At 73.3% G+C, this 12,276-nt stretch carries 10 protein-coding genes; 5 read left to right on the top strand and 5 right to left on the bottom strand.

What is annotated here, in order from left to right:
- Window positions 1-68 precede the first annotated feature (68 nt).
- Window positions 69-2,690, top strand: a complete 2,622-nt coding sequence (locus tag ACH414_RS05705; protein WP_382535146.1) for a valine--tRNA ligase — start codon at window positions 69-71, stop codon at window positions 2,688-2,690.
- Window positions 2,691-2,753: 63 nt separating this feature from the next.
- On the opposite strand, the gene ACH414_RS05700 is transcribed toward ACH414_RS05705, so the two are convergent.
- From ACH414_RS05700 to ACH414_RS05685, 4 genes are all read right to left on the bottom strand, one after another.
- On the bottom strand, window positions 2,754-4,100 hold the full coding sequence (locus tag ACH414_RS05700) for a glycosyltransferase family 2 protein (protein ID WP_398940850.1): 1,347 nt from the start codon (window positions 4,098-4,100) through the stop codon (window positions 2,754-2,756).
- Window positions 4,101-4,207: 107 nt separating this feature from the next.
- A complete protein-coding gene (gene wecB / locus ACH414_RS05695; protein ID WP_382535140.1) occupies window positions 4,208-5,347 on the bottom strand; it encodes a non-hydrolyzing UDP-N-acetylglucosamine 2-epimerase in 1,140 nt (379 codons plus the stop codon).
- A gap of 140 nt (window positions 5,348-5,487) precedes the next feature.
- A complete protein-coding gene (locus ACH414_RS05690; protein ID WP_382535137.1) occupies window positions 5,488-6,174 on the bottom strand; it encodes a response regulator transcription factor in 687 nt (228 codons plus the stop codon).
- Complete coding sequence (locus ACH414_RS05685) at window positions 6,171-7,331, bottom strand: sensor histidine kinase (protein ID WP_398940849.1); 1,161 nt, start codon at window positions 7,329-7,331, stop codon at window positions 6,171-6,173. The genes ACH414_RS05690 and ACH414_RS05685 overlap by 4 nt, the downstream gene beginning before the upstream one ends.
- Before the next feature lie 102 nt (window positions 7,332-7,433).
- On the opposite strand from ACH414_RS05685, the gene ACH414_RS05680 reads away from it, so the two are divergent.
- On the top strand, window positions 7,434-8,573 hold the full coding sequence (locus ACH414_RS05680; RefSeq protein WP_382535131.1) for a sensor histidine kinase: 1,140 nt from the start codon (window positions 7,434-7,436) through the stop codon (window positions 8,571-8,573).
- A 177-nt stretch (window positions 8,574-8,750) separates the two neighbouring features.
- Here the strand turns inward: ACH414_RS05680 and ACH414_RS05675 are convergent, their stop codons facing one another.
- A complete protein-coding gene (locus tag ACH414_RS05675) occupies window positions 8,751-9,770 on the bottom strand; it encodes a rod shape-determining protein (RefSeq protein ID WP_382535128.1) in 1,020 nt (339 codons plus the stop codon).
- A gap of 100 nt (window positions 9,771-9,870) precedes the next feature.
- Between ACH414_RS05675 and ACH414_RS05670 the strand changes: the two genes are divergently transcribed.
- From ACH414_RS05670 to ndk, 3 genes are all read left to right on the top strand, one after another.
- Window positions 9,871-11,370, top strand: a complete 1,500-nt coding sequence (locus tag ACH414_RS05670; protein WP_382535126.1) for a bifunctional folylpolyglutamate synthase/dihydrofolate synthase — start codon at window positions 9,871-9,873, stop codon at window positions 11,368-11,370.
- Window positions 11,371-11,375: 5 nt separating this feature from the next.
- Window positions 11,376-11,732 carry a DUF4233 domain-containing protein gene (locus tag ACH414_RS05665; protein WP_398940848.1) on the top strand — a complete coding sequence of 119 codons (357 nt, stop codon included), beginning with the start codon at window positions 11,376-11,378 and terminating at the stop codon, window positions 11,730-11,732.
- 65 nt (window positions 11,733-11,797) lie between these two features.
- The gene (gene ndk, locus ACH414_RS05660) at window positions 11,798-12,211 is read left to right on the top strand and encodes a nucleoside-diphosphate kinase (RefSeq protein WP_382535120.1); all 414 of its coding nucleotides are present in this window, start codon (window positions 11,798-11,800) and stop codon (window positions 12,209-12,211) included.
- Window positions 12,212-12,276 lie beyond the last annotated feature (65 nt).

Genomic DNA, 12,276 nt, shown 5'->3' with positions numbered 1-12,276 from the left:
GTGGGGGTCACACCGTTACCGAACAATCGCGTTTCAGGACCACCCGGTGACACCCCTAAACTGGGCCCGTGACCGAGAACACTCAGCAGCAGACAGCAGCCACCGCCGCCCTTCCGACCGCGTACGCGCCGGCCGAGGTAGAGGGGGCGCTGTACGAGCGCTGGGTAGACCGGGGGTACTTCACGGCCGACGCGAAGAGCGAGAAGCCTCCGTACACCATCGTCATCCCGCCGCCGAACGTCACGGGCGCCCTCCACCTGGGCCACGCCTTCCAGGTCACGCTGATGGACGCGCTGACCCGCCGCAAGCGCATGCAGGGCTTCGAGACCCTGTGGCTGCCCGGCATGGACCACGCCGGCATCGCCACCCAGAACAAGGTCGAGCAGCAGCTCGCCGAGGAGGGCAAGTCCCGCCACGACCTGGGCCGCGAGGCGTTCGTCGAGCGCGTCTGGCAGTGGAAGGACGAGTACGGCGGCCGGATCCTCGGCCAGCTGCGCCGCCTCGGCGCCGGCCTCGACTGGTCGCGCGAGCGCTTCACGATGGACGAGGGCCTGTCCAAGGCCGTCCAGCGGATCTTCAAGGACCTGTACGAGGACGGTCTGATCTACCGCGCCGAGCGCATCATCAACTGGTGCCCGCGCTGTCTGACCGCCATCTCCGACATCGAGGTCGAGTACCAGGAGGACGCCGGCGAGCTGGTCTCCATCCGGTACGGCGAGGGCGAGGAGTCCCTGGTCGTCGCCACCACCCGGGCCGAGACGATGCTCGGTGACACCGCCGTCGCCGTCCACCCGGAGGACGAGCGCTACAAGCACCTGGTCGGCAAGCAGATCAAGCTGCCGCTGACCGACCGGACCATCCCGGTCGTCGCCGACGAGCACGTCGACCCCGAGTTCGGCACCGGCGCCGTCAAGGTGACCCCGGCGCACGACCCGAACGACTTCGCCATCGGCCAGCGCCACGACCTGCCCTCGCTCACCGTCATGGACGAGCACGGCGTCATCACCGTCCACGGCCCCTTCCTCGGCCTGGACCGCTTCGAGGCCCGCTCGGCGATCGTCGGCGCGCTTCGGGAGCAGGGCCGGATCGTCGCCGAGAAGCGCCCGTACATGCACTCCGTGGGCCACTGCTCGCGCTGCAAGACGACCGTCGAGCCGCGCCTGTCGATGCAGTGGTGGGTCAAGGTCGGCCCGCTGGCGCAGGCCGCCGGCGACGCCGTCCGCGACGGCTCGGTCGAGATCCACCCGAAGGAGCTCTCCAAGCGCTACTTCGACTGGGTCGACAACATGCACGACTGGTGCATCTCGCGCCAGCTGTGGTGGGGCCACCGCATTCCGATCTGGTACGGCCCGGACGGCGAGGTCGTCTGCGTCGGACCCGACGACGAGGTCCCGACGGGCGAGGGCTGGACCCAGGACTCCGATGTCCTCGACACCTGGTTCTCCTCGGGCCTGTGGCCGTTCTCCACGCTCGGCTGGCCGGAGAAGACCCCGGACCTGGCGAAGTTCTACGCGACCGACGTCCTGCTGACCGGCCACGACATCATCTTCTTCTGGGTCGCCCGGATGATGATGTTCGGTCTGTACGCGATGGACGGCGAGGCGCCGTTCAAGCAGGTCGCCCTCACCGGTCTGGTCCGCGACGAGTTCGGCAAGAAGATGTCGAAGTCCAACCCGAACGCGGTCGACCCGCTGGACTGGATGAACGCGTACGGCTCCGACGCCGTCCGCTTCACCCTGGCGAAGGGCGCCAACCCCGGCGCGGACGTGCCGATCGGCGAGGACTGGGTCCAGGCCTCCAGCAAGTTCGCCAACAAGATCTGGAACGCCACGCGCTTCGCGCTGATGAACGGCGCGACGATCGAGGGCCCGCTGCCGGACGCCGCCGAGATGTCGGCGACCGACCGCTGGATCCTGTCCCGCCTCAACGAGACGGTCGCGCAGGTCGACGCGTACTACGACGACTTCCAGTTCGCCAAGCTCAGCGAGGCCCTCTACCACTTCGCGTGGGACGAGGTCTTCGACTGGTACGTCGAGCTGTCCAAGACGACGTTCTTCGCCGGCGGCGAGGGCGCGCGGGTCTCCGGCCGTGTCCTCGGCGAGGTCCTGGACGTCATGCTGCGCCTGCTGCACCCGATCGTCCCGTTCGTCACCGAGACGCTGTGGACCACGCTGACCGGCGGCGAGTCCCTCGTGATCGCCGACTGGCCGAAGGACAGCGGCTTCCGCGACGCGGCCGCCGAGCAGGAGATCGCGCTGGTCCAGCGGGCCATCACCGAGGTCCGCCGGTTCCGCAAGGAGCAGGGCCTCCAGGACGCCCAGAAGGTCCCGGCCCGCCTGACGCTCGACGGCACCCCGCTCGTCGCGCACGAGGGCGCCATCCGCCAGATCCTGCGCCTCCAGCCGGAGGGCGAGGGCTTCGCGGCCACCGCCACCCTCCCGGTCGTCGGCGCCGAGGTCGCGCTCGACCTGTCGGGCACGATCGACGTCGCCGCCGAGCGCAAGCGCCTCGCCAAGGACCTGGCCGCCGCCGAGAAGGAGAAGGCGCAGGCCGAGGCCAAGCTGGGCAACGAGGCCTTCCTGGCGAAGGCCCCCGACAACGTCGTGGACAAGATCAAGGGCCGGCTCGCCAAGGCGGACGAGGACATCGCCCGCATCCAGGCGCAGCTGGAGAAGCTGCCGCAGGCGTAACGGCCGACGGACACGGAGGGGCCCGGAACCAGGAATGGTTCCGGGCCCTTTCCCGTACCCCGCTCAGGACTCCGTGGCGACCGGCCCGACCCCCGCCGTCTCGGCGTTGCGGCGGGTCTTCGCCCAGCCCGTGCGCCCGCGCAGCAGCCGGACGAAGCCGCGCGCCGAGACCACGAACAGGTGGTACGCGTACAGCCACAGCGCGAACCCCCACAGCAGGCCCGTGAGCCGGGAGCGGTCCGGGGCGAACGCGCGCCGGTAGACCGGGCCCCACAGCAGGAACGGCACGATCGACACGACGGCGAGGGCCAGGGCGAGCGGCCAGGCGGCGAGCAGCACCACGGCCGCGCCGCCGCCGGTCACGAGGGCGGCCACCATGACGCCCGTCAGGACGAGGGTCGCGAGATGGGCGATCGGCTGGAAGAAGGTGTAGAGCGACTCCAGGACCCCGGCGGCCCTGTAGTGGCGGGAGCCGATGATGCGTCCGGAGTAGCGCACGCACTGGATGTTGCCCTGGGCCCAGCGGGTGCGCTGGGTGAGGAAGCGACGGGTGTACGGCAGCGCCTCCTGGCTGACCCAGGTGTCGGCGACATGGGTGACCCGGTAGCCGGCGAGCCGCATGTGCAGGCCCAGTTCGTAGTCCTCCAGGAGGGCGTCCTGCTGCCAGGGGCGGCGCTCGGCGGACGCGATCCGGTCGAGCGCGGTGAGCCGGGTGAACTGGCCGTTGCCGCCGAGCCCGACCGATCCGGTGCGGCGCCGCAGCAGCTGCATGCCGGTGTTGGAGACGGCGAACTCGGCGTCCTGCATACGGATCAGGAGCCGGGCGTACGCGTTGGCGGCGCGGCCGCGGTCGGGCAGCGGGCGCTCCTCCTCGACGTTCCGCATCCGCACGCCGATCTGCACGCCGCCCATGTCGGGGTCGCCGAACGCGTCAGGGCCGCTGACGTGGGCGAGGGCGTCCGGCGCCACCTGGCCGTCGGCGTCCACGACGCACACGATCACCCGCGCCCGGTCGGCGTCCGCGCCGAGGTGCGCGTTCAGCGCCTCGTAGGCGGAGTTGAGCGCGGCGCCCTTGCCGATGCGGGCGTCGGGCCGGCGCCGGGAGACGAGATGGACCTTCGGGTCCCGCTCGGCGAGCGCGCTGACGATCGGCGCGGTGAGGTCGTCGCTCGCGTCGTCGATCACCCACGCGTGGGAGCCGGCGAAGTCGGCCCGCAGCCGGGCGACGGTGTCCGCGATGACCGCCTCCTCGTCGCGGCAGGGCACGAAGAAGTGCCAGTCGTAGGCGGCCGGGTCGCCGCTCTCGACGGGCCGCCGCCGCGCGTAGGCGTGCCGGGCGCCGGCCCAGTAGACGAGGAAGCCGGCGAGGAGGAGGAAGGGGAAGACGGACAGCAGGAGGGGGAGGCTCATGGGGGCGGGGGCTCCGGTGGGGGCGGGCGGGCGTCGCGTGAGGCCGGGCGGACCGTGGTCAGGGGGGGGGCCGCCGTGCGGGTCGGTGAGGTCCGGGCGGGTGCGGGTCAGGCGGCCATCGCGTGGTCCTGGCGGATCGTGCGGGCGGCCGCCAGTTCGGCGATGAGGGCGGCGATCCGGCGGGAGGCGGTGCCGTCGCCGTACGGGCTGGGGAGGGCCGCGAGGCGGCGCAGGCCCTGGGGCCCCTCGGCGAGGCGGCGGCGGGCGGCGGCGCCGATCCCCGGGCCCGGGTCGACGAGTTCGGCGAAGTCGGCGAGCGACTCGGGGCGCTCGGTCGAGTTGCGCACGACCACCAGCGGGCGCCCGAGGACGGTGGTCTCCTCCTGGACGCCGCCGGAGTCGGAGACGATCAGCGCCGCGTGCCGGGCGAGGGCCAGGAAGGTGCCGTAGCCGGCCGGGGGCAGCACGGTCACGCCGTCGAGCAGCGGCAGCAGCCCCGCTGCCTCCACGCGGGCCCGGGTGCGCGGGTGCAGCGGCAGCACGACCGGCAGCTCGCGGGCGAGCTGGGCGAGCTCGTGGAGGACGGCGGCGAGGGCGGGCTCGTCGTCGGTGTTCTCCGGGCGGTGCACGGTCGCCAGGACGTAGCCGTCGGGGCGCAGCCCGAGGGAGGAGAGGAGCCGGGTGCGCTCCGGCGCCGCCGGCAGGTGGTCCTGGACGGCCTCGACGACGGGGTTGCCGGTGACGGCGATCCGCTCGTCCGGGACGCCCTCGGCGAGCAGCAGCGCGCGGTTGTCGGGGGTCGCCGCGCACAGCACGTCGGCGAGCCGGTCGATGAGGACCCGGTTGTGCTCCTCGGGCATGGCCCGGTCGTGGCTGCGCAGCCCCGCCTCGACGTGGACCAGGGGCAGGTCGCGCGCGTTGGCGGCGAGCGCGCCGGCGAGGGCGGCGTTCGTGTCGCCCTGGACGACGACGGCGAGCGGCGGCTCGGCCTCGAACAGCCCGTCGAGGCCGTGCAGGGCGGCGGCGATCTGGACGGCCCTGGGCTGCCCGCCGACGCCGGTCAGGTACTCGGGATCGGGCAGGCCGAGCTCGGCGAGGAAGCTGCCGGAGAGCTCCTCGTCGTAGTGCTGGCCGGTGTGCACGACCCGCGCGGCGGGGCCGAGCACCCGGATGAGCTCGGCGAGCTTGACCAGCTCCGGGCGGGTACCGAGGACGAGGGCGACACTGCGGGCAGGGAGGGTCTTCATGCCTCCAAGCTGCGGGCCGTCGGTCGCGCGCTGCGGTGGCGCACGGTTGCCGGACGGTTGCCGTTCCCCGGTGGCGGGCGGCTCGGGACGTACGGTCGGGACCTTCGTCCCGAGCTCGCGGTGTTCCGTGTCACCCCCGCTCACCCCGCGCTCTCGTAGCGGTAGCCCAGGCCCCGGACCGCCTCGATGGGGTCGTGGGCCCCCGGGCCGCCGGTGGCGCGGAGCTTGCGGCGCAGGCGCAGGACGGCGAACTTCACGCGGTCGCGGCCGATCGCGGAGGTGTCGTCCCAGACCTGGTCGAGGAGCTGGCCGGTGGTGACCACCCGGCCCCGGTTGCGGACCAGGAGCTGGAGCAGCCGGTACTCGATGTCGCTGAGCCGGATCTCGCCGCCGTGCCAGAGCGCGGAGCGGCGCTCGGGCACCAGGCGCAGGTCCTCCTCGACCTGCTCGCCGGCCCAGTGGCCGGGGCCCGCCCGGCGCAGCAGGCTCTCGACGCGGGCCAGCAGCTCGGCGTGGGCGAAGGGCTTGACGAGGTAGTCGTCGGCGCCGGAGCGCAGCCCGCGCACCCGGTCGTCGACGGCGCCGAGCCCGGACAGCACGAGGACCGGCACGTCGCACATGTCCCGGGTGCGGTCGAGCACCTGCCAGCCGTCGAGCTCGGGCAGCAGCAGGTCGAGCACCATGAGCGCGGGCCGCTCGGCGAACAGCAGCCGCAGCCCCTCGCGGCCGTCGGCGGCGAGGGAGACCTCGTAGCCGCGGCGGGTGAGCAGCACGCGCAGGGCCAGGGAGAGGTCGGGGTCGTCCTCGACGACGAGCAGCCGGGTCATTCGGCGGGCCCGCTCTCCGCGCGACCGCCGCCCTCCCCGGCCGCGTACGGCAGCCGCACCGTGAACACCGCGCCCGGCCGGTTCTCGCGGTCGCGGACGGTGATGCTGCCGCCGTGCAGGCGTACGGCGTCCAGGGCGCCGGCCAGACCGAGGCCGGTGCCGGGGAAGCCGCCGCGGCGGGCGTTGGGGGCGCGTACGAAGGGGGTGAAGATCTCCTCCTGGTACTCCAGCGGGACGCCGATGCCGGTGTCCCGCACCTGGATGGTCCAGTGGTCCCCGTCGGGCCGGGCGACGACGTCGACCCGCCCGTCCTCGGGGGTGAACCGCAGCGCGTTGCCGACGAGCTCCTCCAGCGCCCCGGTCAGCAGGTGCGCGTCGGCGCTCAGCGCGGGCCCGCCGGGCGGGCAGTCGGCCGCGATGTACGGGCCGGCGCCGGCGTTGCGCTGGAGGGCCTCCAGGATCACCCGCTCGATCAGCTCGTGGACCAGGAGCGGGCCGGGGTGCGGTTTCGCGGGCGGTGCGCCGGAGGCGGGGCCCGGCAGGTTCTCGGCGACGGACTGCATCCGCAGCGCGTTGCGGCGGATCGCCTCGACGAAGGAGGTCTGCTCCGGGTCGAGGCGGCCGGCCGCCGGTTCCAGGAGCAGCTCGGCGAGGCTGAGTACGGTGGCGAGCGGGGTGCGCAGCGCGTGCAGCACCTGGCCGGCGAAGGCGGCCCGCTCGTCGGCGAGCGCCCCGAGCTTGCGCACCTGCGCGTACAGGTCCTCCTCGGCCTCGTGCTCGCGGGTGACGTCCTCGATGAGCCAGAGGTGCCCGAAGAAGGCGTCGCCCTGGCCGACCGGGCTCCGGCGGCGGCGCAGGGTCCGCCCGTCGCGCAGGTGGTACTCGGCGATCCGGGTGACCGGCGCGCGGGTCCGCGCCTCCTCCAGGAAGCGGCGCCGCTCCTCCGGCCGGTCGAGCATCGCGGCGACGTGGGCGAGCAGCCGGTCGCGCGGGGTGCCGGGGGAGAGGTCGAGTCCGTCGGGCAGCCGGAGCAGCCGGGAGAGGCGGCGGTTCACCCGGACGATGCGCAGATCGCGGTCGACGAGCATGGCCGCCTGGGGGAGGGCGTCGAGGACGGCCGCCGTGAGAGCGAGCGGGTCCTGGGGTGCTTCGTACACATTTCAGAGTCAAACAGCAATCTGGGCGAAGTGCCCCATCTCACACCAGACGGGACTTCAGGTCCGGGGTGGCGGGACCTTCGACCCGGGATGATGGAGGGCATGCCTCGCCTCCCCGCCTTCGCCGCGCTGCGCCGCTGTGCGGACCGGTGGGCCGTGTCGCCCCGCGCCATGGACGTCGTCGCCGCGATCAGCGCCTTCGGCCTGATGGTCCTGGACGTTCCGGGCCTCGCCCGCGCCGACAACTCGCTCACCGGCGTCACCGCGACCCTCGTCCTGGCGGCCGGCGCCGCCACGCTGGTCCTGCGGCGGAAGGCGCCGTGGGTGCCGTTCGCGGTGGCGCTCTTCCTGATGGGCTGGCTGCACGAGCTGACGATGATCCAGTTCGCGCTGTACTCGCTGGGACGCTTCCGGGGCCGCCGGACCGCCGTGCTCGCCACCCTGCTGTACGTCGCCGCCTCCTACGCCCTGTTCAACCTGCCGGGCTGGCCGGCCAAGCACGGCGAGACGCTGAGCGAGTTCCTCGGTCTGGTCATCCCGATCGGCGCCCTGGCCGCGGGCGTCGGCATCGCCGCGTACCGCCAGGACCTCGTGCTGGCCCTCCAGGTCCAGCGCAGCGAGTCCGCGGCCCGGCAGGCCGTCCAGGAGGAGCGGATCTCGGTCGGCCGGGACGTCCACGACCTGGTGGGCCGGGAGCTGACCGTCCTCGCCGTGCGGGCCGAGGTGCTGGCCGTACGGGCCAGGGGAGAGGCCCACCAGAAGGACTTCGAGGAGCTCGCCGACACCGCGCGGCGGGCCCACCACATGCTCAACGAGACGATCGTCCGGCGCGCCGACGGGGCCGCGTCCACGCCCGGCCTCGAAGGGCTCGGCGCGCTCGCCGAGGAGAGCGAGCGGATGGGCAGCCCGGTCGACCTGGCGGTCGCCGAGGAGGCCAAGGCGCTCTCGCCGCTGCGCCAGACGGCCGTGCACCGGGTGGTGCAGGAGTGCCTGACGAACGCCGCCAAGCACGCCCCCGGCCTGCCGGTGACCGTGTCGATCACCGTCGAGGGCCGCGACCTGCGCGTCGAGGTCCGCAACCCGCTCGCCAAGACCCCGCCGGACCGCGCCCCCGTCTCGACCGGCACCGGCCTGTTCTCCATGCGCGAGCGCGTCACCAGCATGGGCGGTTCCCTGCACGCCCGCCGCGAGCACGGCGCGTACGTCGTGACGGCCCTGCTCCCCGCGGGCCTCACCCGCTGACGCGCCGGCCCGGCCCGGTCGGGCGGCCACCCGGGCGGCAGGTGCCCAGGGCGTGTCCGGGGAGTCCCGCCCGGCCCGCGAGGCCTGGCGCGCACGATCCCGGCCCCCTGCGCTCGCACGCCCCGGGCGCCGCGGGGCCTGCCCGGCGGGCAGTCGGCGCTGCCTTCCGGACACGCCCTAGCGCGCCCGCTCCGCCTTCCCCAGCACCCGCTGCAGCCCGTCGAAGTCCTCCACGCAGCGGCCCGAGCCCAGGGCCACGCAGTCCAGTGGGGCTTCGGCGACGAAGACCGGGATGCCGGTCGCCGAGGCCATGCGCAGATCAAGGCCCGGCAGCAGCGCGCCGCCGCCGGTCAGCACGATGCCGTGTTCCATCACGTCGCCCGACAGCTCCGGCGGGCACTCCTCCAGGGTGGCCCGCACCGCCGCGATGATCGCCTCCACCGGCTCGTCGAGCGCGGCCCGCACCTCCGGCACCGTCAGTTCCACCGTGCGCGGCAGCCCGCTGACCTTCTCGCGGCCCCGCACCGTGAAGGTGGAGCGCTCGAACTCCTCGCCGCCCGGCACCGGCCAGGCCGAGCCGATCGCGACCTTGACGTCCTCGGCGGTCCGCTCGCCGACGAGCAGCGAGTGCTCCTTGCGCACGAAGTCCGCGATGGCCGTGTCCAGCCGGTCGCCGCCGACCCGCAGGGACTGGGCGGTGACGATCCCGCCGAGCGAGATGACGGCCACCTCGGTCGTCCCGCCGCCGATGTCGACGACCATCGACCCGCGCGGGTCCGAGACCGGAAGCCCCGCCCCGATCGCCGCCGCCATCGGCTCCTCGATGAGGTGCACCGCCTTCGCGCCCGCCGAGATCGAGGCGTGCACGATGGCCCGCCGCTCGACGGGGGTCACCCCGCTCGGCACGCACACCACCATCCGGGTGCGCGGCCGGCGCCCGGGCACCGCCTTGCGCACGAAGTGCCGGATCATCTCCTCGGCCGCCTCGTAGTCGCTGATCACGCCGTCCCGCAGCGGGCGGATCGCGGTGATGGTGCCGGGCGTGCGGCCGATGGTCTCCTTCGCCTCCGCTCCGACCGCGAGCGCCGTCCGCGAGCCCGCCTGGACCGCCACCACGGACGGTTCGTTGAGGACGATGCCCTGGCCGCGGGCGTAGAGGAGGGTGTTGGCGGTGCCGAGGTCGATGCCTATGTCCATGATCGCCAAGTTTGCCCGGCGGCCCGGCCGGACGGCGGGACGAAAGTCCCGAATGGGGTGGGTCCGATGTCCTGTCGGTCCCCCTCCGTAGACTGGGGGCGTGAGTGAGCCGAGCGACCGCAGCGACCAGTTCGACGACATCGTCGACGCCGAGACCGACCGGGATCCCGATCTGGCGGTGATCGAGGCCGGCAGCCGTACCCTGCGTGCGATGGCCGGCCCGCCGCAGGGCGACCCGGTGCCCTCCCGCCCGCTCGACCCCGAGGTCGACAAGGCCCTGCGCGAGGTCGAGACCGAGCTGTCCACCCGCTGGGGCGAGACCAAGCTGGAGCCCTCGGTCAAGCGGATCGCGGCCCTGATGGACGTGCTCGGCGAGCCGCAGCGCGCCTACCCCTCCATCCACATCACCGGCACCAACGGCAAGACGTCGACCGCCCGCATGATCGAGGCCCTGCTCGGCGCCTTCGACCTGCGCACCGGGCGGTACACCTCGCCGCACGTGCAGACCATCACCGAGCGGATCAGCCTGGACGGCGCCCCGATCGAGGCCGAGCGCTTCGTCGAGACGTACCGGGACATCAAGCCGTACGTGGAGCTGGTCGACGCCCGCGAGGAGTACCGGCTCTCCTTCTTCGAGGTCCTCACCGCGATGGCGTACGCGGCCTTCGCCGACGCCCCGGTCGACGTCGCCGTCGTCGAGGTCGGCATGGGCGGCACCTGGGACGCCACCAACGTCATCGACGGCTCCGTCGCCGTGGTCACCCCGATCGACCTGGACCACACCGACCGGCTCGGCGGGACCACCGGCGAGATCGCCGGCGAGAAGTCCGGGATCATCAAGCAGGACGCGACGGTCATCCTGGCCCAGCAGCCGGTCGACGCGGCCCAGGTGCTCCTCAAGAAGGCCGTCGAGGTCGACGCCACCGTGGCCCGCGAGGGCATGGAGTTCGGCATCGTCTCCCGCGAGGTCGCGGTCGGCGGCCAGCTGCTGACCCTGCGCGGCCTGGGCGGCGAGTACGACAACGTGTTCCTGCCGCTGTACGGCGCGCACCAGGCGCACAACGCGGCCGTCGCGCTCGCCGCGGTCGAGGCCTTCTTCGGCATCGGCGCGCAGCACGCCCGCACCCTGGACGTCGACACGGTCCGCCGGGCCTTCGCCCAGGTGGCCTCGCCGGGCCGCCTCGAGGTCGTGCGCAAGTCCCCGACGGTCATCCTGGACGCGGCGCACAACCCGCACGGCGCCCGGGCCACCGCCGACGGCATCACGGAGTCCTTCGGTTTCTCCCGGCTCATCGGCGTCGTCTCCACCAGCGGCGACAAGGACGCCCGTGGGCTCCTGGAGGCCTTCGAGCCGATCTTCGCCGAGGTCGTGGTGACGGCGAACTCCAACCCCCGGGCCACCGACGTCGACGAGCTCGCCGCCCTCGCGGTCGAGGTCTTCGGCGAGGACCGGGTGGTGGTCGAGCCGCGCCTCGACGACGCCCTGGAGGCGGCGATCACGCTCGCCGAGGAGCAGGAGGAGTACGCGGGCGCGGGTGTCCTCGTGACCGGTTCGATCTTCACGGTCGGCGACGCCCGGCTGCTGCTGAAGAGGGGCTGACGGCCATGCGGGTGCTCTGCTCCTCGACGCTCATCGGCGAGTTCTTCGTGATCGGCTTCGCCGGTCTGGTCGCCATGAAGGACGACGGCCTGGCGATGTCCACGGTCTGGACGGTCTGCGGGATCGCCATGGTCCTCTCGGTGCTGCTGTGCGGGATGATCACCCGTCCGGGCGGTGTGCAGCTCGGCTGGGCGCTGCAGCTCGGTCTGGTCGTCAGCGGCTTCGTGGTGCCCGTCATGTTCTTCCTGGGCGCGCTGTTCGCGGTGCTGTGGTGGGCCTCGGTGCACTACGGGCGGAAGATCGACGAGATCAAGGCCCGCTGGGCCGCCGCGGAAGGCTCCGTAGGGCCTGACGCTGCGTGATCGTGGCCGGTGCGGGCCCTGTAGCCTCAAAGGCCCGCACACCGTTTTTCCGAAGGAGTTCCCCCGTGAGCCAGCGATCGCTCGTCCTGCTCAAGCCCGACGCCGTCCGCCGTGGCCTCATCGGCGAGATCATCGGCCGCATCGAGCGCAAGGCCGGCTGGACCATCACGGCCCTGGAGCTGCGCACGCTGGACCAGGACACGCTGGAGCAGCACTACGGCGAGCACAAGGGCAAGCCGTTCTACGAGCCGCTCATGGGCTTCATGCAGTCCGGCCCGGTCGTCGCGCTGGTCGTCGAGGGCGAGCGGGTCATCGAGGGCCTGCGCACGCTGGCCGGCCCGACCGACCCGATCGCGGCGGCCCCCGGCTCCATCCGCGGCGACTTCGGCACGATCGTCCGCGAGAACCTCATCCACGCCTCGGACTCCGAGGAGTCCGCCGCCCGCGAGCTGAAGATCTTCTTCCCGGGCCTGGTCTGAGCTTCCCGGCGGCTCCGGCTGACCCCTCGTCAGCCGAACAGCGCCACGACCTGGGGCGACCGAAG

It is taken from the genome of Streptomyces sp. NPDC020422 (assembly GCF_044386705.1).
Classification (GTDB): Bacteria; Actinomycetota; Actinomycetes; order Streptomycetales; family Streptomycetaceae; genus Streptomyces.
This window is presented reverse-complemented; position numbering and strand designations above follow the sequence as displayed.

What these genes read in the sequence shown, in the direction of transcription:
- ACH414_RS05675 (WP_382535128.1), bottom strand. Translation starts at nt 9,770, where the DNA reads ATGGACATAGGCATCGACCTCGGCACCGCCAACACCCTCCTCTACGCC.
- ACH414_RS05690 (WP_382535137.1), bottom strand. Translation starts at nt 6,174, where the DNA reads ATGACCCGGCTGCTCGTCGTCGAGGACGACCCCGACCTCTCCCTGGCC.
- ACH414_RS05680 (WP_382535131.1), top strand. Translation starts at nt 7,434, where the DNA reads ATGCCTCGCCTCCCCGCCTTCGCCGCGCTGCGCCGCTGTGCGGACCGG.
- ACH414_RS05700 (WP_398940850.1), bottom strand. Translation starts at nt 4,100, where the DNA reads ATGAGCCTCCCCCTCCTGCTGTCCGTCTTCCCCTTCCTCCTCCTCGCC.
- ACH414_RS05665 (WP_398940848.1), top strand. Translation starts at nt 11,376, where the DNA reads ATGCGGGTGCTCTGCTCCTCGACGCTCATCGGCGAGTTCTTCGTGATC.
- wecB (WP_382535140.1), bottom strand. Translation starts at nt 5,347, where the DNA reads ATGAAGACCCTCCCTGCCCGCAGTGTCGCCCTCGTCCTCGGTACCCGC.